The organism is Streptococcus mitis, from assembly GCF_946190285.1.
GTDB lineage: Bacteria > Bacillota > Bacilli > Lactobacillales > Streptococcaceae > Streptococcus > Streptococcus mitis_CP.
The window spans coordinates 204,225-227,294 of record NZ_CAMHZX010000001.1 but is presented as its reverse complement, the minus strand read 5'-3'; the positions used below and the strand labels follow the sequence as shown (position 1 = coordinate 227,294).

At 39.5% G+C, this 23,070-nt stretch carries 19 protein-coding genes and 1 other annotated feature; of the genes, 2 read left to right on the top strand and 17 right to left on the bottom strand.

The annotated features are described in order from the left end of the window. Positions 1–78: 78 nt before the first annotated feature. Complete coding sequence (locus N8L39_RS01150) at positions 79–3,180, bottom strand: DNA polymerase III subunit alpha (protein ID WP_261009953.1); 3,102 nt, start codon at positions 3,178–3,180, stop codon at positions 79–81. A gap of 288 nt (positions 3,181–3,468) precedes the next feature. Between N8L39_RS01150 and N8L39_RS01145 the strand changes: the two genes are divergently transcribed. Both N8L39_RS01145 and N8L39_RS01140 read left to right on the top strand, forming a co-directional pair. After that, positions 3,469–5,742, top strand: a complete 2,274-nt coding sequence (locus N8L39_RS01145; RefSeq protein WP_261009954.1) for a Xaa-Pro dipeptidyl-peptidase — start codon at positions 3,469–3,471, stop codon at positions 5,740–5,742. 18 nt (positions 5,743–5,760) lie between these two features. Next, a complete protein-coding gene (locus N8L39_RS01140) occupies positions 5,761–6,231 on the top strand; it encodes an arginine repressor (RefSeq protein ID WP_261009955.1) in 471 nt (156 codons plus the stop codon). 43 nt (positions 6,232–6,274) lie between these two features. Here N8L39_RS01140 and N8L39_RS01135 read toward each other — a convergent pair whose 3' ends face one another. From N8L39_RS01135 to N8L39_RS01060, 16 genes are all read right to left on the bottom strand, one after another. Next, on the bottom strand, positions 6,275–6,433 hold the full coding sequence (locus tag N8L39_RS01135; RefSeq protein WP_001808548.1) for a hypothetical protein: 159 nt from the start codon (positions 6,431–6,433) through the stop codon (positions 6,275–6,277). 9 nt (positions 6,434–6,442) lie between these two features. Next, a complete protein-coding gene (obgE, locus tag N8L39_RS01130; protein WP_000061642.1) occupies positions 6,443–7,753 on the bottom strand; it encodes a GTPase ObgE in 1,311 nt (436 codons plus the stop codon). Positions 7,754–7,816: 63 nt separating this feature from the next. Beyond that, positions 7,817–7,951 (bottom strand): DUF4044 domain-containing protein, encoded by a 135-nt coding sequence (locus N8L39_RS01125; protein ID WP_000863852.1) that lies wholly within the window; start codon positions 7,949–7,951, stop codon positions 7,817–7,819. Positions 7,952–8,009: 58 nt separating this feature from the next. After that, complete coding sequence (locus N8L39_RS01120) at positions 8,010–8,201, bottom strand: PspC domain-containing protein (protein WP_000744434.1); 192 nt, start codon at positions 8,199–8,201, stop codon at positions 8,010–8,012. Between the two features lie 14 nt (positions 8,202–8,215). Then, positions 8,216–9,541 carry a glycosyltransferase family 4 protein gene (locus N8L39_RS01115; protein WP_261009956.1) on the bottom strand — a complete coding sequence of 442 codons (1,326 nt, stop codon included), beginning with the start codon at positions 9,539–9,541 and terminating at the stop codon, positions 8,216–8,218. 15 nt (positions 9,542–9,556) lie between these two features. Continuing rightward, a complete protein-coding gene (cpoA, locus tag N8L39_RS01110; protein WP_261009957.1) occupies positions 9,557–10,600 on the bottom strand; it encodes an alpha-galactosylglucosyldiacylglycerol synthase in 1,044 nt (347 codons plus the stop codon). Between the two features lie 115 nt (positions 10,601–10,715). Continuing rightward, positions 10,716–11,045, bottom strand: a complete 330-nt coding sequence (locus N8L39_RS01105; RefSeq protein WP_000331925.1) for a metal-sulfur cluster assembly factor — start codon at positions 11,043–11,045, stop codon at positions 10,716–10,718. A gap of 14 nt (positions 11,046–11,059) precedes the next feature. Then, entirely contained in the window at positions 11,060–12,169 is a 1,110-nt protein-coding gene (gene rpoD, locus N8L39_RS01100) for an RNA polymerase sigma factor RpoD (RefSeq protein WP_000201903.1), read from the bottom strand. A gap of 2 nt (positions 12,170–12,171) precedes the next feature. Next, the gene (dnaG, locus tag N8L39_RS01095) at positions 12,172–13,932 is read right to left on the bottom strand and encodes a DNA primase (protein ID WP_261009958.1); all 1,761 of its coding nucleotides are present in this window, start codon (positions 13,930–13,932) and stop codon (positions 12,172–12,174) included. Between the two features lie 89 nt (positions 13,933–14,021). Continuing rightward, the gene (locus N8L39_RS01090; RefSeq protein ID WP_261009959.1) at positions 14,022–14,780 is read right to left on the bottom strand and encodes an ABC transporter ATP-binding protein; all 759 of its coding nucleotides are present in this window, start codon (positions 14,778–14,780) and stop codon (positions 14,022–14,024) included. Then, on the bottom strand, positions 14,777–15,643 hold the full coding sequence (locus tag N8L39_RS01085) for an ABC transporter permease (protein ID WP_261009960.1): 867 nt from the start codon (positions 15,641–15,643) through the stop codon (positions 14,777–14,779). Before N8L39_RS01085 ends, N8L39_RS01090 begins: the two co-directional genes overlap by 4 nt. 75 nt (positions 15,644–15,718) lie before the next feature. Further along, on the bottom strand, positions 15,719–16,714 hold the full coding sequence (gene trpX / locus N8L39_RS01080; RefSeq protein ID WP_000792150.1) for a tryptophan ABC transporter substrate-binding protein: 996 nt from the start codon (positions 16,712–16,714) through the stop codon (positions 15,719–15,721). Between the two features lie 216 nt (positions 16,715–16,930). Then, positions 16,931–17,149 (bottom strand) — a binding site (T-box leader). A 96-nt stretch (positions 17,150–17,245) separates the two neighbouring features. Next, entirely contained in the window at positions 17,246–19,942 is a 2,697-nt protein-coding gene (gene ppc / locus N8L39_RS01075; RefSeq protein WP_261009961.1) for a phosphoenolpyruvate carboxylase, read from the bottom strand. 24 nt (positions 19,943–19,966) lie between these two features. After that, positions 19,967–21,190, bottom strand: a complete 1,224-nt coding sequence (ftsW, locus tag N8L39_RS01070) for a cell division peptidoglycan polymerase FtsW (RefSeq protein WP_020902903.1) — start codon at positions 21,188–21,190, stop codon at positions 19,967–19,969. A gap of 160 nt (positions 21,191–21,350) precedes the next feature. Next, on the bottom strand, positions 21,351–22,289 hold the full coding sequence (gene prsA / locus N8L39_RS01065) for a peptidylprolyl isomerase PrsA (protein ID WP_261039283.1): 939 nt from the start codon (positions 22,287–22,289) through the stop codon (positions 21,351–21,353). A gap of 66 nt (positions 22,290–22,355) precedes the next feature. Next, complete coding sequence (locus N8L39_RS01060; RefSeq protein WP_261009962.1) at positions 22,356–23,069, bottom strand: O-methyltransferase; 714 nt, start codon at positions 23,067–23,069, stop codon at positions 22,356–22,358. Between the last annotated feature and the right edge of the window lies 1 nt (position 23,070).

Genomic DNA, 23,070 nt, shown 5'->3' with positions numbered 1-23,070 from the left:
GGTTATGCTCCTTTTTCTTTTAACATTCTTACTGATTATACCACATTTAATTGGAAAATTCTTCTATTTTCCGTAATTTTAGCGATAAATCGTTTTCATAACGATTCCACCTAATTTCGCTTCTAATTCAGTGGATTTAGCTACAAAATGGTTGGGAGAAACAATTGTTCTTTGTTCCTCTTCATACCTGATGATGACTGGGATTGGGCCTTTATATTGGTCTAAAATACGTGACATTTCTTGATCCGAATCATGATTTTTCATCTGAATCCAAAAGCGCTCAGCAACTGCTTCTCTTATTTCTTGTGCAATCATTTGCAGACGACCGTCACGTGACTGGACTTTCCCTTTAATATAGTAGAAGGTTCCTTCTCTTACTTCCTGACCAACCTGTCGATATAAATCTGAAAAAAGTGTAACATCCAATTTTTTCTTACTATCATCTACCTGTAAGAAGGCCATATTTTCACCCTTTTTGGTACGAATTACTTTTATCTTCTGAACCTCAACCAAGATAATAGCATAGCTATTTTCTGACAAATTACTAATAGGAGTAATCGGATAAATAGCCTTACTTGCAATAGCTTGTAGAGGATGTTTGCTGACGCCTACTCCTAGAAGCTCTTGTTCCATGTAGAATTTTTCTTGCTCCGTCCAGTCCTCCGAATCTTGCCAACTATAAATGCTCTCTCCAAATAAGCTTCCTAACACTTTCACAAATTCAAATAGATTAGCTAAATTATTGAATACTTTTTTACGATTTTTTTCAAATGAATCGAAAAGACCAACTTTTACCAAAGGTTCTAGCAGAGGAAGTTTCAGATAATTCTCAGGTAGTTTAGCTAAAAAATCTTCAATATTAGAATAAGGTCTATGTTCAATAATCCAAAGCGCCAAATCCTTGCTGAGCCCCTTAATCGATTTCAAACCTAGATAGATAGACTTGTTGGCAATTTTATCGTGATAGGGAATAGTATTAATGGACAATGGGGCTACTTCAAAACCTGCTTCTAAGGCATCTGTTACATAATCACTGTTGGCAGAATTCAACATAATCTGATAAAAGATGGCTGGATAATGCGTTTTGAAATAGGCCAACTGGAAGGCCAAGGCTGAGTAGGCATAGGCGTGAGATCGGTTAAAACCATAACCTGCAAACTTCTCCATAACATCAAAAACCTGCTCTGCTTTTTCCACAGTATGACCAGCTTCTATGGAGCCTTGAATAAAGGAAGCCCTCATCTCATGCATGGCAGAGGCATCCTTTTTACCCATAGCTCGACGCAAAATATCGGCCTTCCCAAGACTAAATCCAGCAAATCGCTGAGCAACCTGCATAACCTGCTCCTGATAGAGCATAATGCCATAAGTTGGAGCCAAAATATCCTCCAGAGCTGGGTCTAGAACCGTCACTCCTTCTTGCCCATGTTTTCTTGCCACAAAATTATTGATATAATCACTAGCACCTGGTCGATTTAGGGAAGTAGTTGCTACGACATCTTCAAAACAGACTGGTTGCACACGTTTGAGCAAGCGAATGGCACCAGGTTGTTCAAATTGAAAGATACCTTTTGTATTACCAGAAGCAAAAAGAGCCAGCGTTTCTTTGTCTTCCAAATCTATTTCTTCAATTTTAAGGTGAATACCTTCTGTTTCAGCAAGCAACTCTTGCATTTTCTGGACAAATGTCAAATTTCGTAGTCCCAGAAAATCCATTTTCAAAAGTCCACTTGCTTCGACTCCATGAGCATCATATTGGGTCAGTGGAATTTCGTCACCATGTTTTAGAGGGATGTAATTGGTCAAATCTTGGTCACTGATTACAACACCAGCCGCATGGACAGAGGTTTGTCTTGGATAGCCCTCTATCTTGCAAGCAATTTCAAAGGCTTTTTGATATTCTAGCTTACTATTGATTTGCTGACGAAACTGGAGATTCCCCTCATAGGCCGACTTGAGATTATCACGAAAACTGATTTTCTTGGTAATTGCAGATAATTCATACTCTGGCACACCAAAACGTTTCAAGACATCTCTCAAAGCTTGCTTGGCCCCAAAGGTAGAAAAAGTAACGATTTGAGCCGCATGTTTACTGCCATATTTATTGCCAACATACCTGATAAAATCTGGACGATAAATATCAGGAATATCAATATCAATATCAGGCATGGTATAGCGTTCACGATTGAGGAAACGTTCAAAAATCAGATTTTTCTCTACTGGGTCAATCCCTGTAATGTCTAGAGCATAGGAAACCAAGCTACCAACTGCGGAACCTCGTCCCATTCCCATATAATAGCCATTCGAACGTCCAAAACGCAATAAATCCCAAACAACCAAGAAATAATCATCAAAGCCCATATCATGAATAACAGCCAATTCTTGGTCTAGACGGTCTTGATATTCTTTACCAGTTAACCCCTTCTGAGCAAGCCCCAATTCAGCACGTTCTCTTAATTCTTCTACTGCTGGCCTTGCTGGATTAAAACGAGGTAATTTTAAACTAGTATCCAAGTCATAAGAGATACCTGAAATAAGCTTTTCTAAGTTTTCCAAGGCTTGAGGAAAACGTTCTTGGAATAGTTTCTCTAAAGAACTTGCTGATATAAAAACATCTTGTTTCGAACACAAAGGAACTTCTCTAAGCGGTAGATTTTCTTTAATCGCTGTTAATACTTGAAGAACTTCTCTATCCTTACTTTCAAATGTATTGACCCGATACAATGGCAAAATAGGATGGTGAAATTCGCTGGCCAGTGTTTCCGGATAAACCCCAATATAGTAATCACAGCCCAAATTTAGCGACTCAAGTTCTTCAAAATAAGGCACAATGACAGCAATATCCTCTAGATACTGAGATAGAACTGACCAACTTTTCTCCCCCTGCATCTTGGCTGTTGAAAGCTTCATCAACTGCTGATAGCCTACACTAGATAGAGCTAGAAAGCGCAAATTCACATCCTTATCATCTACAAGCACATTCATTTCAAGCCCTAACAAAGGATGAATGCCGTATTTTTTTGTAACCTCTAGAAAATCGAAAGCCCCGTAAAGATTGTCAATATCCATCATAGCCAGATGAGTGTATCCATAGTCTTTTGCTACTCTCACATACTTGTCGATTGAAATGACACTCTCCATAAAACTATAGACTGTTTTTGTATCTAGTTGTGCGATCAATTTACACTTCTCCTCTATCGTTCTCACTATATTATACCATTTTCTTTAAATTTCTATTACTATTACTGATGCTTTAATATCTAATAACTCAAATCATAGTTGACTAGACGATCCTTGCCCGATTTTCAACAGCATCGATAATATTTTTGTATTTAAGCTTATCATTTTACTTGTTTATTTCATAAGTACTTATTTTTATTTATTATAATTTCTGTTAATTTTTATAGTTTCTTTTCTCTCTATTTTTTGATATAATAACCTTAATATATTTCATAAATAGGAGGTCTTATGCGTTTTAATCAATACAGCTATCTTAAAACTTCATCAACGCAGGCCCTGAATGATTTAGTTTCTTTAGGTTTCAACCTAAAACCTACTGATTCAGAAAAAAAGCAATTTGAGGACTTTATTCGTAAAATTTATTTCACATATCAAAATACAGATTATCCCTTATCTATACTTTCTTCAGATAAAAAAACTGACTTACTGACATTTTTTCAATCTGATAAAGAGTTGACTGCAGATATTTTCTATACTGTAGCCTTTCAACTTTTAGGTTTTTCTTATTTGGTTGACTTTGAAGACAGTGATGTTTTTCGTAAAGAGACTGGTTTTCCCATTGTATATGGTGACTTGATTGAAAATCTCTACCAGTTACTCAATACTCGCACCAAAAAGGGGAACACTCTTATCGATCAACTTGTCAGTGACGGTCTTATTCCTGAGGATAATGACTATCACTACTTTAACGGCAAGAGTTTGGCTACTTTTTCTAGCCATGATGCCATTCGAGAAGTCGTTTACGTTGAGTCTCGTGTCGATACTGACCAAAAAGGTCTTCCAGACTTAGTCAAGGTTAGCATTATTCGTCCTCGTTTTGATGGAAAAATCCCTGCTATCATGACAGCCAGTCCCTATCATCAGGGAACAAATGACAAGGCTAGTGACAAGGCTCTCTACAAGATGGAGGGCAATCTCGAGGTTAAACCTGCTCACAAGATTGAGCTAGAGGAACCTCAACTAAATCTCGTCCAACCTCAAGGTCAAGCTGAGCTTGTATCAGAAGCTGAGGAAAAGCTAACGCACATCAATGCTAGCTATACACTCAACGACTACTTTCTTCCACGAGGTTTTGCTAATCTCTATGTCTCAGGTGTTGGTACCAAAGACTCTACTGGTTTCATGACTAACGGGGACTACCAGCAAATCGAGGCTTATAAAAATGTCATCGATTGGCTTAATGGTCGTTGTCGTGCCTTCACTGACCACACGCGCCAACGTCAAGTCAAGGCTGACTGGTCAAACGGAAAAGTAGCTACAACAGGACTTTCCTATCTAGGTACCATGTCCAATGGTCTTGCCACTACAGGTGTAGATGGTTTAGAGGTTATCATTGCCGAGGCTGGTATTTCTTCATGGTACAATTACTATCGTGAAAACGGTCTAGTGACTAGCCCAGGTGGTTATCCTGGTGAGGATTTTGACTCGCTTGCTGAGTTAACCTACTCTCGTAATCTCTTAGCTGGTGACTATATCCGTGGTAATGAGGCTCACCAAGCTGACTTAGAAAAAGTAAAAGAACAACTGGATCGCAAGTCTGGTGACTACAATCAGTTTTGGAATGATCGCAACTATCTGCTCAATGCCCATAAGGTAAAGGCAGAGGTTGTCTTTACTCATGGTTCTCAGGATTGGAATGTCAAACCACTTCATGTTTACCAGATGTTCCATGCTCTTCCATCTCACATCAATAAGCATCTCTTTTTCCATAATGGTGCCCATGTTTATATGAACAACTGGCAGTCCATTGACTTCCGTGAGTCCATGAACGCCTTATTGACTAAGAAATTATTGGGACAGGAAACAGATTACCAACTTCCTACTGTTATCTGGCAGGACAATACTGCTCCTCAGACTTGGTTATCTCTTGATAACTTCGGTGAGCAAGAAAACTTTGAAACCTTCGCACTTGGTCAAGAAGAGCAAGTTATTCAAAACCATTACTCAGATAAGGATTTTGAGCGTTATGGTAAGACTTACCAGACCTTCAATACAGAACTCTATCAAGGGAAAGTCAATCAGATTACTATTGACCTTCCTGTAACCAAAGATCTTCACTTTAACGGTCGTGCCCAACTCAATCTTCGTATCAAATCCAGCACAAACAAGGGGCTTTTATCTGCTCAACTACTGGAACTTGGTCAAAAGAAATACCTACAACCTTACCCAGCTATTTTAAGTGCTAAAACCATTGATAATGGACGCTACCATATGTTGGAAAATCTCTGTGAATTACCATTTAGACCAAATACACAACGCGTCGTGACAAAAGGCTACCTCAATTTACAAAATAGAAATGATTTACTGTTAGTAGAGAATATTACTGCAGATGAATGGATGGATGTGCAATTTGAACTGCAACCTACTATTTACAAGTTAAAAGAAGGAGATACTCTTCGTTTAGTCCTCTATACTACTGACTTTGAAATCACCATACGTGACAATACCGACTACCACTTGACGATCGACCTCTCTCAGTCCACACTTACCATACCTCACTAAAAAAGGAGTTAAATTATTATGAATAAATCTGAACACCGACACCAACTCATACGCGCTCTTGTTGCAAAAAACAAGATTCATACACAGGCTGAGCTGCAAGCCCTTCTTGCTGATAACGACATTCAAGTTACCCAGGCAACTCTCTCACGCGACATTAAAAATATGAACCTGTCAAAAGTCCGCGAAGAGGATAACTCTTACTACGTGCTTAATACAGGTTCTATCTCAAAATGGGAAAAACGTCTCGAACTCTACATGGAAGACGCCCTTGTCTTGATGCGCCCAGTTCAACACCAAGTCCTACTAAAAACCCTTCCTGGACTGGCTCAATCATTTGGTTCTATCATTGATGCTTTGAGTTTCCCTGACGCTATCGCTACCCTCTGTGGTGATGATGTCTGTCTTGTCATCTGTGAAGATGCAGAAGCTGCTCAAAAATGCTTTGAAGAATTGAAAAAATTCGCTCCACCATTTTTCTTTGAAGAATAATAAAATTCCGTGTCTCATGTGGCACGGAATTTTGTTATATTCTTTACTGAGATGGATTTTCTTTTTTAGTTCGTGCCAATCTCAGAGCACGATTTGGATTGAGACGATTAAATAGTTCTTCCAATTTCTTTTCATTCCAAACGTCTGCGGCAGAAACAAAATTGCCATCCGCATCTCGGAAAGATATCGGTTTATCTCCCATACCAGTCTCCTAGTCTACAAATTCAAACTCAAATTTACCAATGCGGACCAAGTCACCATCTTTAGCTCCACGTGCACGAAGGGCTTCATCAACCCCCATACCACGAAGCTGGCGAGCAAATTTCATGACTGATTCGTCGCGATCAAAGTTGGTCATATTAAAGAGTTTCATGAGTTTTTCACCAGAAAGTACCCATGTAGCATCGTCATCACGACTAATTTCAAAGGCTTTTTCTTCCTCGTCAAATCCATAGTAAGCTTCTTCTTCCATATCTGACTCGTCGTAGAGCAAGAATTCTGGTGTCTTGTCTAACAATTCAGCTGTAGCATCCAAGAGCGTTGCCAGACCTTGCTTGGTCAATCCAGATATTGGGAAGATAGCTGGTAACTCTTCAAATTCATCATAGTTTTCAGCCAATTTTTTCTTGAATTCTTCAAGATTTTCCTGACTCTCAGGCATATCCATCTTATTAGCTACGATGATCTGCGGACGCTCCATGAGGCGAAGATTGTATGACTCCAACTCTTTATTGATGGCAAGATAATCCTCATAAGGATCACGTCCTTCGCTAGCTGACATATCAATAATATGAAGGATGACACGGGTACGCTCGATGTGACGGAGGAACTGAGTTCCTAGACCAACACCTTGACTAGCACCTTCAATCAAACCTGGTAAATCAGCTACTGCAAAGGATTCACCTGATTGGGTACGAACCATACCTAGATTTGGCACAATGGTCGTAAAGTGGTAGGCACCAATTTTAGGTTTAGCTGAGGTAATAACACTTAAAAGTGTTGATTTCCCAACAGATGGGAATCCAACTAAACCAACATCAGCCAAGATTTTTAGTTCCAATTGTAACTCACGTTCCTGACCTGGTTCTCCATTTTCAGAGATTTCCGGTGCAGGATTTTTTGGTGTCGCAAAGCGGATGTTTCCACGTCCGCCACGACCGCCGTGGGCTACAATAAATTCTTGACCGTGTTCAATCAAATCTGTCAAGACCTTGCCTGTCTCAGCATCACGCACAGTCGTACCTTGTGGCACTCGAACTCTTAGGTCCTCAGCTCCACGACCATGCATCCCTTTGGTCATTCCTTTTTCACCAGAATCAGCCTTGAAATGACGGTTATAGCGGAAATCCATCAAAGTACGTAAACCTTCGTCTACAACGAAGACTACATTACCTCCACGACCACCATCACCACCCCAAGGACCGCCATTAGGGACATATTTTTCACGGCGAAAGGCAACCATGCCATCGCCACCATTACCAGCCTTGACCTTGATCTTGGCTGTATCTAAAAACATACTCATTTTTTCTTCTCACTTTAAAAAAGGGCTGGGAAATCCCAGTCACAAAATTTTCTTGAATCTATTTTATAGATTACTGAGGGCACCAATTGCAGTTGCAAAAATACCCAAAATACTTGCTACTAACATGATAAGTACGATAAGCAAGGTTAATTTCTCAAACATCGTTTTTTTACGTTTTCCATTATCTCCAAATGCCATTTTTTTCTCCTTCGTTACATTCTATTTTCTATTATCTTAGCATGAATTCAGCTAGTTTTCAATAGTCACTTGCTACCGGCGCAATAATCCATAAAATGATATAAGCTACAATTCCTGCCCCATAACAAAATGCAAGAACACCCCATATTACACGAACAATAGTCGGATCAATATCAAAATAATTTGCGACCCCAGCACATACTCCAGCAATTTTTTGATCACTACCACTTCTCATCAATTGTTTTTTCATAGCTATTCCTCTTTCTATTCTTCATGGTCTTTCCAATAATCTCTGATGCTGATTAACTGTGTTTTTGAAGCCCTCAGCATTCGTCTAGAGCCTTTTACGGGCACAGCAACCACCTGTTGCGGTAAATACAAAACTGTCTTAAAGATACGCTGGCTGACCGTATCATCTTTTGCTAAATCTTTCTGGAAGTTATTTGAAATAATGGCATCCAGATAAAACTCATGCACTCGTTTTCCAAAGTTCTCAGCTGAAATCTCGTACAATTTCTCTGATAAGGTATGCTCATCCATATCTGGAGTTGCAATCAGGGCTTCCAAAATAGCTCCAGCCAAATCATGTTCACCGTAATACAAGGTTCCAAACATTTTATCACTGATCAGATTGTCCAGATAAGGATTTCCGTGAGCAATGACAGGCGTCCCACTAGCTAAGCTTTCCAAGTAAGTCAAGCCTTGCGTTTCACTCGTCGAGGCCGAGATGAAGAAATCCGCAGCCTTATAATAAAGAGCTGTCTCACTAGGAGCAATCATCCCTGTAAAGATGACCGAGTCTTGAATCTCTAGTTTCTGGGCTTGCTCTTTAAGGTCATCCAGATAAGGACCATCCCCAGCTATCACCAGTTTAACCTTGTCCTCCTCTTTCAGAACTTCTGCAAAGGCTGCTAGTACTGCCTGAATATTTTTTTCATAGGAAATTCTGGAAAGACTAAGCAACATCTTTTCATCATCTTGAATCCCTAGTTTAGTACGCAGTTCTTTCAGATTTTCTTGCTTGATTTCTGGACGTTCAAACTTGGCTAATTCAATCCCAGTTGGAATGACCCGCTTTTCAACCTTAACCTTATAGTCAGAGAGCAAGTCATGGACAATCTCACTCGGGCAAATCACCCCATCCACATCATGCAGGAAACCTCTTACTAAGTACTTGACCATACTAGGACGAATCAACATCCCCTTGGCAATATAATGCACGTAGTCTTCGTATTGGGTGTGATAGGTATGGATGACTGGAATCTTCAATTCACGCGCAATCCAAATTCCCAACAAGCCAAGAGAAAATTCTGTCTGGGTATGAATAATATCTAGCTGATATTGTTTAGCAATTTCAAGCGCCTTACTAAAACCTCGATAGGCAAAGCGGCGATCCTTAAAAGCAAAGAAAGGAACACTTGGAATGCGGATAATTTGCCAATCTTCATAACGATTGACATCCTTATCTGTTGTCGTAAAGATAAAAACAGCATGCCCCTGCTTTTCAAGTTCTGTTTTCAAGGTTCGAATACTGGTCGCAACACCAGAAACCTGAGGAAAATAGGTATCTGTAAATAAACCAATTCGCATAGATTACCTCACTTTTTATTTTCTCCCTAAAGTAGCTTGTTTCTCATAAAAGTCCAACCAGATTTGTAACAGATGCTCTTCTGAATACTCTCTAGAAATATTTTTAGCTTTTTCTTTCAAATCTTTTAAAGCAGCAGGATTTGCTTGATATTCCAGAATAGCTTCTTTCATCTCTTCTCTGTCTGCTGTAGCCCGATAATTTCCCTCCAAAATTACCTTATAAAGATCTAAATCACGCAACATAATCGGAGCTTCACAACTGGCAGCCTCTAAAATCGTCATCGGAAAGAGCTCATTGTAACTAGGTAACAAGAAAAGATTCGCTAGGGCATACAATTCGCGCATACGCTCTGGCGATACAATACCTGGAAAAATCAAATTTTTAGGGGGATTCTCCATCATTTTCTTGTAGCGCTCATAACCATCTGTCATGCCACCAAAAGAGAAACCACCTGCCCAGATAAAGGTAATTTGCGGCAATTCCTCAGCCAGACGGATAAAATCATCAATCCCTTTTCGCTTCTGAACTTGACCAGCACCTACTACGATAAACTGATTGTCACTAAGACCTAGCTCTGTACGCAGTATCGCTAGCTCTTCCTGTGGAAGAGGATGCCATTTTTCCTTGTTTACAAAGTTAGGAATATAGGTAACTTTTTCACGTGGAATACCAGCTGCCACTAAATCCTCGATAAACATAGGATTGACCACAACCAAGTGCTCCATCCGGTTGTAAAAAGAAAATACATAGCGTTTCACAATTCCCTTTAAGAAAAATGGAATTTTCAAACTCCCCTCAAGCGTATCAGGTAAGAAATGCACATAGCCAATTTTCCTTCCTGAGCGTTTCTTTTGGAATGTTGATAAATAATAGGGGAAATCAATCGTATGAAAGTGAGTCACATCTGCCTCTATTGGAAGATTTTCTGTAACAATCAATTGGTCCTTTGCATCACGGTGAAGAAGACGAACTAATTCACGGTAAGCACCTGAAACTCCTTGTCCTGCTACTTTCTCACTTGAACTCAACATATTGATGCGTAATTTCTTTTTTTCCATAACTACTATTATATCATTTTCTTTGAATAAAATCAGCAAAAGAAAGGAGAGACTAGAGGAAAAGAGGGGGAAATTTCCTCGCTTTTCCAATAATCTCTCACATGCTTTTATTTGTTTACTTAATGCCTAGGGCAATGCGTGCATAGCGACTCATTTTTTCAACAGTCCAGGCTGGATACCAGACTAATTTAACCTCAGTATCCGTTACTTCTGGCACCTCTGTCATAGCATCATAAATCTGGTCTGTCAAAAGATCTGCCAGGGGACAACCCATAGTTGTCAAAGTCATATCAATCTCTGTTTGCCCTGTGTCGCCGTCAAAACGAATCTCATAAATCAAACCAAGATTGACAATATCGATTCCCAACTCAGGGTCAATAACTTCTTCCAAGGCTGATAAAATTCGTGTTTTGATATTTTCAATTTGCTCTTCTGTATAAGCCATATTCATCCTCACTCTTAGTCTTCAATAAAATCACGAAGCGGTTTGCTGCGACTTGGTTGGCGTAGTTTTCTCAAAGCTTTAGCTTCAATCTGACGGATACGCTCGCGAGTCACGTTAAAGACTTTACCCACATCTTCAAGGGTACGCATTTTCCCATCATCTAGCCCAAAACGCAGACGCAAAACATTTTCTTCACGGTCTGTAAGAGTATCCAAGACCTCATCCAACTGCTCACGCAAGACGATACGAGTTGTATAGTCGACTGGATTCTCAATCACTTCATCTTCGATAAAGTCTCCAAGGTGGCTATCATCCTCTTCACCGATTGGAGTTTCAAGAGATACTGGTTCTTGGGCAATCTTCAAGATTTCACGAACCTTATCAGGTGTCATATCCATACGTTCAGCGATTTGTTCTGGTGTCGGATCTTGTCCCAATTCTTGAAGGAGATTACGCTGTTCACGAACAAGCTTGTTAATCGTTTCAACCATGTGGACTGGGATACGGATAGTACGAGCTTGATCCGCAATAGCACGAGTGATAGCCTGACGAATCCACCAAGTTGCGTAAGTTGAAAACTTGAATCCTTTAGAATAGTCAAACTTGTCAACCGCCTTCATCAAGCCCATGTTTCCTTCTTGAATCAAGTCAAGGAACTGCATACCACGGCCGACATAACGTTTGGCAATGGAAACAACCAAACGAAGGTTGGCTTCCGCAAGGCGTTGTTTAGCTTCGATGTCACCCGCTTCAACAGCCAGTGCTAACTCTTTTTCCTCTTCATTGGTCAAGAGAGGAACGACTCCGATTTCTTTCAAGTACATACGGACAGGGTCGTTGACCTTAGCCGAAGTTGAACCAATCAAGTCCTCATCACTGAGTTCTGGTTCTTCTTCAGTGCTAAGAACACGCGCACTTGGATTTCCTTCGTTATCTGTGATAGAAATCCCTGCATCCTGAATTCGTTGCAAGAGATCTTCAATCCCATCAGCATCCAAGGTAAAAGGAATCACCAGACTAGCATTGATTTCATCATCAGTTGCTGTCCCTTTTTGTTTATGATTACGGATAAATTCTGCTACTTGTACGTCAAATGTTGTTACTTCTTTTTGTTTTGTTGCCATTATTACTCCATTCTTCTCTTTTGGGAAATTAAACGTTCCAATTCTTCTAAGGCTGTGTCTGTATCTCCTACATGGCTAGCTTCCTGCACCTTCTTTTTGATTCTCATATTGTCCTGATTCAAGAGAGCCTTGTTTCGAGTCATTTCTACTTCACTAAGTTCCTGCGGTGATATCTCAGCAGGCAAATCCTGAGCTAAGACTTGGTACCAAGCTCTTTCAACTTCATCTGTCTGTTCTGCTAAAACTTCCGGAGGAAGATTTCCATATTGGCCAAGCAAGTCATATAAGACCTGAAATTCAGGTGTGTCAAATGCAAAGTCTTCCCTTAAACGGTAATCGTTCAAAACAAGAGGAGATTCCATCATTCGATAAAGTAGATGAGCTTCTGCTCTCATAATAGCTGATAACTGCTTGGTGACAGGCATAGTGATTTGCGTCGGTCTGGAAATTCCTTCCATGCGATTCTGCCTTTGTGCCTGACGACTCTCATTAACAATCTGCTCAATCTGGGCATAATCAAAGGACGCCAGACTGTCAGCTAAAATATGTATATAGCTATTTTGAGCAGTGATAGACTTTTCTTGAACAATCAAGGGAGCTATTTTTTCAATAAACTCAATCTGAGCCTGCAGATTTTCACTGTTTTCAGGCTTATACTGATGAATGTAAAACTCAATCGGACTAATACGAGTTTTCGTTAATAGATAGGCCAAGTCTTCTGGACCATTTTTTTGTAGATATTCATCTGGATCCAAGTTATCAGGCATGCTGACGATTTGCACAGACATATCACCAATTTCGTCCAGCGCTTTCAATGTCGCGGCTTGCCCAGCCTTATCACCATCATAAACAAGAACCAACTTCTTGGTTAACCTTTTCAGATGCTCAACATGCTCACGACTTAAGGCCGTTCCCATAGACGCTACAGCATTTTCTATTCCAGCCCGATAGGCTGCGATGACATCCATGAATCCTTCCATCAGATAAATCTCACTGGCTTTTCCAGAAGATTTTTTAGCCCTATCCATATGATATAATTCGTAACTTTTGTTAAAAATTGCAGTCGATCGGCTATTTTTATACTTAGAAGTTTGTGAATCCGTTTTCTGCCAGATACGACCTGAGAAAGCAATAACCTTTCCCTGGTCATTTGTCAGGGGAAACATGATGCGATTGTGAAAAGTGTCTACAAATTGATTGGCATCTGAGAGATAAAACAGTCCTGAATCTAGGAAATCCTCATCACGATACTGACCAGACAAACGTTGATAGAGATAGTTTCGTTCTGGAGGTGCTAAACCAATCCGAAAATGCTTGAGCACTTCATCTGTCAAACCACGCTGATAAAGGTAGTTTCTGGCCTCTTCCCCCATGGTCGTTGTCATGAGAATAGCATGATAAAATTTGGCAGCATCTTCATGCATATCATAAAGAGCTTGGTGGGGTGAAGCTGGCTTCTGTTCACTATGAAGCGGTTTTTCCACTTCTATCCCAACACGCTGACCTAAGATTTGGACAGCCTCCATAAAGGGAACCCCTTGGTACTCCTCGATGAATTTAAAGACATCACCTGAGCGACCACAACCAAAACAGTGGTAAAACTGCTTGTCCTCTACAACGTTGAAAGAAGGTGTTTTTTCACCATGAAAAGGACAGAGCCCTAGATAGTTCCGTCCTGCCTTTTGTAAAGAAATCACATCTCCTATGACTTCCACAATGTTGGCATTGTTTTTGATTTCTTCAATGACTTGTTTGTCAACCATACACAATACCTCCATGATATCATAGTTTACTTTATATAGTATACTTTATTTCAGAAAAAAAGTAAACCATTTCACTCATTTTCCCTACTTTATTCAAAGAGCTGATAATAATCAGAGATTTTCATTTTTGCTTTTTCTTCTTGGTTCAAATCTTGGATAATTCGTCCTTCTTTCATGACAATTAAACGATTGCCATATTTGAGAGCATCTTCCATATGGTGGGTAATCATAAGCGCTGTCAGCTGGTCTTTCTTGACAAATTCATCCGTCAATTCCATCAAGGCCACACTGGTCTTTGGATCAAGGGCAGCAGTATGCTCATCTAACAGGAGTAATTCAGGACGCTTCAAGGTTGCCATCAAGAGACTCAAGGCCTGTCTTTGTCCACCTGATAAGAACTCAATCGGTGTATTCAAGTGTTTCTCAAGACCGTTTCCCACTTTTTCAATGGTTGTCTGAAATTCATCCTTATAACTAGCCAGACGTCTTGGTAACAATCCACGCTTTTCACCACGAAACTTGGCAATCAAAAGATTTTCAGCTACTGTCATACGAGGAGCTGTCCCCATCTTTGGATCTTGGAAAACTCGAGACAAATACTTAGCTCGCTTCTCTGGTGAAAACTTGGTAACATCTTCACCCAAGATACGAATAGTTCCACTGGTTAATGACAAGGTTCCTGCAATAGTGTTAAAGAGAGTTGATTTACCAGCACCATTTCCACCTAAAATCGTAATGAAATCCTGTTCAAAAATTTCTAAGGAAATATCATTTAAAATAATCTTTTCTTCATCAAAACCATTTTTAACGACTTTGGTTGCATTTTTTAATTCTACAATTGCTGTCATTTGCTTAACTTTGCTCCTTTCAAGATTGTTTGCTTAAATGTTGGAATCATGAGGCAGACTGCTAAAATCACGGCGCTGTACAAACGAAGGTAACTTGTATTAAAGCCAAGAGCGATAACTGCCCACACTAAGAATTGATAGGCGATAGAACCCACAACGATGGCAATCAGACGCTCTGCCAAGCTCAAACTCTTGAAAATAACTTCTCCAATAATCAAACTTGCAAGACCTACAACGATAACCCCGATTCCTCGAGACACATCAGCATACCCTTCTTGCTGAGCAATGAGGGCACCTGCAAGGGCAATTACACCATTTGATAAGACCAATCCCATGAGCTCCATGCGTCCAGTATGAATCCCGAAACTTCTAGCCATATCAGGATTGTCACCTGTAGCAATATAGGCTTGTCCGAGTTTGGTGTCCAAGAAAAAGAGCATGAGAACAATAACAAGACTGACAAAGATGAGACCTGTCAAGAGTTGGTTCAAGTCTGAATCAAAAGGTAAAACATCCTGAATTTGCTTAGTTCCAAGCAATCCTAAGTTTGCACGTCCCATAATCAAGAGCATAATAGAGTGACAAGAAGTCATCACCAAAATCCCTGAGAGCAAAGTTGGAATCTTCCCTTTTGTATAAAGAAGTCCTGCTGCCATGCCAGCCAAACAACCTGCTCCTACAGCAACAAGTGTCGCTAAAAAAGGGTCCACTCCTTTGGTTATCAAAGTGACAGCAACAGCTCCCCCAAGAGGGAAGGAACCTTCTGTCGTCATATCTGGAAAGTTTAAAATCCTAAATGTCATAAAGATTCCCAGACCTAAAATAGCCCAGACAAATCCTTGAGAAATAATAGATAGTATCATCTGTTTCTTAACCTTTTCTATATGATTTCTATTGTAAAAAATTGGAGGAGATGTCCCCAACTCCTCCATTGTAGATTATTCAATCACTTGCCCTGCTTCTTTTAGAACAGATTCAGGAATCGTAATACCTAGCTCTTGTGCCAATTTTTTATTAATCACTGATTTACCAGTTGAAAAGACATTGACTGGAGTATCAGCTGGTTTTGCACCTTTCAAGACTTGGGCAATCATTTTACCTGTTGCCACACCAAGGTCATGTTGGTCAACTACAACTGATGCCAAACCACCTGCTTCTACCATGGCAGTTGCGCTTGGGTAAATTGGTTTTTTAGCTGATTGGTTGCTTGATACAACTGTTGAGAAGGCTGAAGCAATGGTGTTATCGATTGGAACCCAGATAGCATCAACCTTGCTAGTCATAACGTTAACTGTTGAAGCAATTTCATTAGTTGAAGGAACAGCAAATGTTTCCACTGTCAAACCTGCTTTTTCAGCATAAGCCTTAAATTCTTCTACCTGTGTTTTTGAATTGTCTTCACTACTTGAGTAAAGGGCTCCGATTGTTTTTACATTTGGTGTCAGAGCCTTGATGAGTTCAACTTGTTGTTGAGCTGGATTGTGGTCAGATACCCCTGTAATGTTGCCACCTGGCTTTTTCAAATCTTTGACCAAGTTCGCTCCGATTGGGTCTGTAATAGCAGCCATGATAACCGGTAGATCTTTTGTTGCACTAGCCAAACCTTGAGCAGCTGGTGTTGCAATACCAACCACAAGGTCATTCCCATTTGCAACCAATTGTTTACTCATTGTCGCAACCTTACTTTGGTCACCTTCTGAGTTCATAAAATCGATTTTAACTTGATCATCTTTATATCCTTCTTCTGCAAGTCCATCTTGGATCCCTTTATAAATCAAGTCAAGAGATGGATGGCTCACAAACTGAAGAACACCAACTTTGGCAACTTTCTTTTCATTTTTAGCTTCTGGTTTATTCATTGAAGAGTAAATCAAGCTTCCTGCTACTAAGACTGCTAACGCAGCGATAATTCCAATTAAACGTTTATTTTTCATTCTATTTCTCCTTTTATTCCTTTAAAATACTTCACTTATCTAATACTCTTCGAAAATCTCTTCAAACCACGTCAGCGTCGCCTTACCGTACTCAAGTACAGCTTGCGGCTAGCTTCCTAGTTTGCTTTTTGATTTTCATTGAGTATAAACAAGCTACGCCATCGTTTAAATTCCATAAGTTTCCTCCAACAAAAAAGTCCTCACACAAAAAACTTGTGTGAGGACGTCGATGCGCGGTACCACCTCAATTATAGGGAATTTCCCTATCGCTCTGTCTCGCAATAACGAGATGCACTGTAAGGTGTGCTCACCGAATTTTTATGATTTCAAATTCTAAATAACATCCAGCCCAATTTTCATCATCATCACTTATCTGTTTTCAGCTACCACAGACTCTCTAAAAAGTTTATTATGATTACTTTTCTGAATGGTTAAATTATATCATTTTTCAACTACTTGTCAAGACTCTTTTAGCATTTTTTTGAACTATTCAAAAACTTCCCCTATAGAAAAAAGGAAGTTTGATAGGTATCAGCCTGAATTACGCAATCCTGTCGCAATTCCGTTGATGGTTGTATGGATTAATTTTTCTTGATCGCTTGATAATTCTCCTCGGCGTTGACGTTTAATCAACTCCAACTGGATATAGTTAAGGATATTAAAGTAAGGCATACGGTAATCCAAACTTGCTTTTAGATATGGATTTTCAGCTAAAAGTTCATCATATCCTTCGATAGCCAAGATAACTTCCTTGGTAACTTGCCATTCATTTAGAATAGTCTCATAGATTGCTTTTACTTCTTCATCCTCACACAATTTGGCATATTCAAAAGCAATATTCATATTTGATTTTGACAAGACCATGTCGACATTTGAAAGAAGTGACTGGAAGAAAGGCCAATTTTGGTACATATCTCGTAGGATAGCAATATTTTCTGGATTCTTATCGATAAATTCTTTGAAGCTTGATCCAACCCCATACCATCCAGGGAACATGACACGGCTTTGCGACCATGAGAATACCCAAGGGATAGCACGTAAACCACCAATTTCAGTAATCGTCTTACGAGCGGCTGGACGTGAACCAATATTAAAGCTTGAAATAGCCTTGATTGGACTTGACTCAAAGAAATAATCATAGAAATGATCATTACCAAAGACCAAATCACGATAGATATCGTAACTACGGTCTACCACTTGGTCCATAATGGCTTCATAACGATTTGAGGTGTTGGTATCGCTCTTCTTCTGAGTAATCATACGGTTAATGGCCGCTGAAACAAGCATTTCAAGATTATAGTAGGCTGCGTCTTTGTTACCGTATTTATTCCCAATTACTTCACCCTGCTCCGTCAAACGGATACGATCCTTGATTGACTTGAGCGGTTGAGAGGTGATGGCTTCATAGGTTGGTCCACCACCACGACCGACAGTCCCACCACGGCCATGGAAGAAGGTAACCTTAACGCCAAATTCATCTCCAATAGCAGTCAATTGTTGTTGAGCCTTGTAGAGGGTCCAACATGATGATAGGTAGCCACCATCTTTATTACTATCAGAGTAACCAAGCATGATTTCTTGGTAGTTATTGCGAGAAGCAATCCATTTCTTAGCAAGAGGAAGAGAAAGGTATTCTCTCATGGTTTCTTCTGAGTGGTCCAAGTCTTCAATTGTTTCAAAGAGAGGAACGATTTGGACACGGGCTCTTTCTTTATCAACTAGCCCTACTTCTTTTAACAAGATAGCCAATTCCAGCATGTCTGATACGCTAGTTGCATGTGAAATAATGGTTTGACGAATAACATCATCGCCCAACTTATCTTTCAACTTACGAGCAGCCTTAAAGATTGCTAATTCTTTTTCAAGTAACTCTGATTTTTCAACGTGAGTGGCAGAAAGAATACGTGGATCTTCTTCTAATTCTTTCAAAAGAAGCTGGCATTTTTCTTCTTCACTTAGTTCGCTATAACGCGAATGAATTCCTGCTGATTTCAAAAGTTCAGCTACGCAGGCCTCATGAACACTAGAATCTTGACGCATGTCAATAGATGCCAAATAGAAACCAAAAATTTCAACTGCCTGAATCAGCTCAACAAAATCACCAGAAATCAGTGCTTCACCCTTATTTTCCAATAGGGAATCACGAATGGTAATTAAATCCTTATAAAAATCATTGGCCGTTTCATAGCGAGCTCCAACTTCCTTATCTTCAATCAGATAAGTTTTTGTTGCTTGGATTTTTGATTGAATATCAAACAAGGCACGACGATAAAGCTCTTTTTCACGGTAGATCGAGTTATCCTTGGATTGACGAGCCATTTCTCTGACTTGCTTGCTCACATTGACAATACTGGTTGAAAGAGAGAATTCACGATAGAGTTGGTAAATCTTTTCATCATAGTAGTTCATGATGACTTCACACTGAGTCATAGCAGATTGTTTCAAGGTATCTGCTGTAACAAAAGGATTCCCATCACGGTCTCCACCAATCCACATTCCCATGGTAATTGGTTTAGGATGTTTCAACTCCAAACCATGTTTTTTAGCGAGACGCTTGTACTCAGCAGTCAAATGAGGGACAGCCTTCAGGAATGAACTATTGTAGTATTCCATAACATTAGTGATTTCATTGGTTACTTTCAATTTCTTTTCACGAATCATATCTGTCTGCATGATAATCTCAATGTAACGACGGAGATCATTATGCCATTTTTCCTTATTAATCAAGCCTAATTTCACATCACGATACTTACGCAAGAGGGTGTGGATATGGTTGGTCAAATCCAACATACTCTTACGTTGCACTTGTGTTGGATGGGCTGTCAAAACAGGGACAACATTCAAGTGTTCAAGAATTTCAACCGCATTTTCTTTTTCAGCAACCATTTTGATTGTTGCTGATAATTTCCCAAGATAATCTTGATCGATATTATTTTGGTGGTTGATTTCATAAGCCAAATCCACATCTTCTGAAATATTAATCAAGAGAGGCAAGATAGAGAAATAGCGTGAAATATAAGCCATTTCATCATTTGACAGACTCGTAACCAGTTGGTTCAAGCCCTGATAATCTTCTTGAGTTGATAATTCTTTCAACTCCATGATTTTTGCAAAAGTCTCTGGAGCAAGCATATTTTTAGTGATATCTTCTAACAATTCTGTTAAAATCAATACTTCTTCTTGCACGACAGCTTTATTACTATAGTTTTCTAATTTTTGAAGAGACATAGGTAATCCTTTCCACTATCAACTCTACATGTAGTTTGATGAGTGAGCTTCTAACTCCTCATATAATTGGGCACGCTTTTCACTTGCATCAATATTTAAGACAAACGCGATGGCTACAGACAAGACTAGGAGACTGTTCCCCCCTTGTGATAGGAAGGGGAAGGTTACTCCTGTCGAAGGAATAATGCCAGAAATTCCACCGATATTGACAAATACCTGTACCAACATCATCCCCCCAACCCCAATCGCCATCATGGAATTAAAGGGATTCTTAGCACGAATACCGACTAGGATAATCCGCAAAATCAGGAAGAAGACAAGGGCTAAAATCAAGCTGGCTCCCACAAATCCAAACTCTTCAATGACAATTGAAAATACAAAATCTGTATGGGCCTCTGGTAAATAACCACGTTTTTCAATTGAATTTCCTAATCCTAGACCAAACCAACCACCATTTACCATGGCAAAGTAGGAATTTGCAAGTTGGTGGCCTGCTCCTGCCAAATCAGCAAAGGGATTAAAGTAGGCACTGAAACGCTTAGCAACGTAACCAAATACTGGAACTTTTGAAAACTTATCAACCCCAATCATAGAAATAGCTGATAAGGATAGGGCTGAAACTCCTACCAATACACCGATAAAAGCTATAAACCAACGATGAGCAATCCCACTAACTGTATACATAATCAAGGCGACCAGAGCTAGGATAGTCGCATTCCCCAAATCTGGGAAAATAGCCAAACTTCCTATCATTACCAAGAGGACAAAACGCCAATCATTAAAAGCTCGAGGAATCCATTGATTTTGAGTTAAAACTTGAAAATCGTAAATACCAATTTCATCCTGTTGTTTTGAAAAACGTTGGGCCAAGTACCAGACGATGATAATCTTCAAATACTCCGCTGGCTGAATGGTCAAAGGTCCTACTGAAATCCAACCATAGGCTCCATTGACTGGCGTACCAATTAAGCGAGCCAGAGCTAAGAGAATCAGCTCAACAAACATAACAATAAATAAGAGTCGTTCTTTTCTTAAAAAATTCAGTTTCAGCTTATATATCAAGGCAATCAATATTAAACTAAATACCCAAAACATTCCCTGACTTCGAACCAATTGGAGGGCACTTTTACCTTCTTCGATAAGAATGGCACTGGTTGTAGAATAGACTACAATCAAGCCCAAAATAGATAAAAGTAAGTAAGGAACTAGGATAGAATAGTTTAATAGGTGCCTCTTACTAATCTTCATAGTATCACCAATCTAATGAGAACAAAAGAAATTATTCCCAAATTCCGTTTATTTTCTAGTTTTGATTGCTATTATACCATTTTTTCCGAAAGAAAAAAACTCTTACCCTTAAGATAGAAGATTTTCTCATAAGAAAAAGAGCACTTGGCTCTTTTCTGTTTTATTCTTTTGAAGAACTGCTTGAGCTTGAATCTCCACCACCGATATATTGGGTAAAGATATTTTGGAAGGCTTGATCTTTAACCTTGATATTGGCTGCTTGCAATTCTTTTCCGATAATACTTTGAACAAATGAAGCGTCATTTTGTTTTTGAGTTAAGATAACAGTTTTTAATTTTTCTTTGTAGTCATCGATATTAGATGATTTTTCTGTTTTCTTAATCAGTTTAACAATGTAATATTGGCTGCTGTAGGCTTGTGTTCCAGTAACTCTAATCACATCAGAAACACCGTTTACATCTAACGCAAAAGCTGCTTTCTTAACTTGATCTGGTACTTCTGTTGAAGCAGAGTCAAAAGTGATTTCTCCACCATTCGCTTTAGTTTTCTCATCTGTTGAATTATCTTTGGCTAATTGAGCAAAGTCTGCATCACTGGCTTTAGCTTTTTCAAGAATTTCTTTAGCTTTGTCTTCATTGTCCAAACGGATAATTTGAGCAGTCACATCAGGAGTGTATTCGTCAAATGCTTTCTTATAGGCATCATCTGTCAATTCAGCTTCTGCTGCTTTCTTAACTGCCAACTCAACCAATTTACTTGTACGAATTTGAGCTTTACGTGTTTCAAGAGTCATTCCTGCTTGTGACAAGACACGTTGGTAGTTTTCACCATATTGTTTCTCTTCTTCGGCAATAGTGTCGTTGACTTCTTTGTCATCTACTTCTGAACCGTATTGTTTCTCAAATACTTTTTGGATAGTCAAGTTCAACAACACTTGTTGAGCTGAAGGATTGCTTTTCACTTGCTCATAAAATTGATGTTCTGTGATGACATCCCCTTTCATGCTGATAAGATCTGCTCCTTCTGAACCTTTCGAACAAGCTGCTAATGTTGCTACTGATAATAATGTAATGGCACCTGCCAATAGTTTTTTCTTCATGTCTACTCCTTTGAGATAAGTGTTACCCTATCTATTTTACTATATTTTCTTAAATTTTTCTGAAAATCATTCGCTGTCAGGCAATTGAACGTCTGCTACATTTTTACGAAGCATGAGAATGCCATCCCCCAGAGGGACTAATGTTGCGGTGAGGCCTGGATTATCTAAGGTTGCGTCAAATAGTCTTTGAAGTCCTCTGTAAATAGTTCGCTGACCTCGACGGACTTCCATTATATCCTTGGCAACATCACCACCTTGGAAAATATCATCCAAAACAACCACACCACCAACTTCCAAATGTTTGAGGATTTCTGGCAGAAAGACGATGTATTTAGACTTGGCTGAATCCATAAAGACGAAATCATAGGACTCTGTCAAGGTAGATAAGACATCTACCGCATCTCCTTCTAGGAGCGTAATTTGCTTGCGACTGTCAAATTGAGCAAAATTTTCCTTGGCAAAACCAATCATCTCTGGATTGCGGTCAATGGTTGTAATCTTGGCCTTTGGAGCATGTTCCGCCATCAAGAGGGCTGAAAAACCGATGGCCGTCCCAATTTCCAGAATGTTTTTAGGTTGTATGGTTTCCATGAGAAAACGGAAATAAGCAACCGTTTCATGGGGAATAATGGGAATATTTTCCTTGCGGGCAAAGTCTTCCAATTCTTTCAAAGAGCCTGTGACCTGCTTTTGACGCTGACGCATCAAGTCCACAATTTCTTCCTTGACGACAGGACGACGCATGTTATGGTTGGCATTTTTACTATACGATTCAACCATC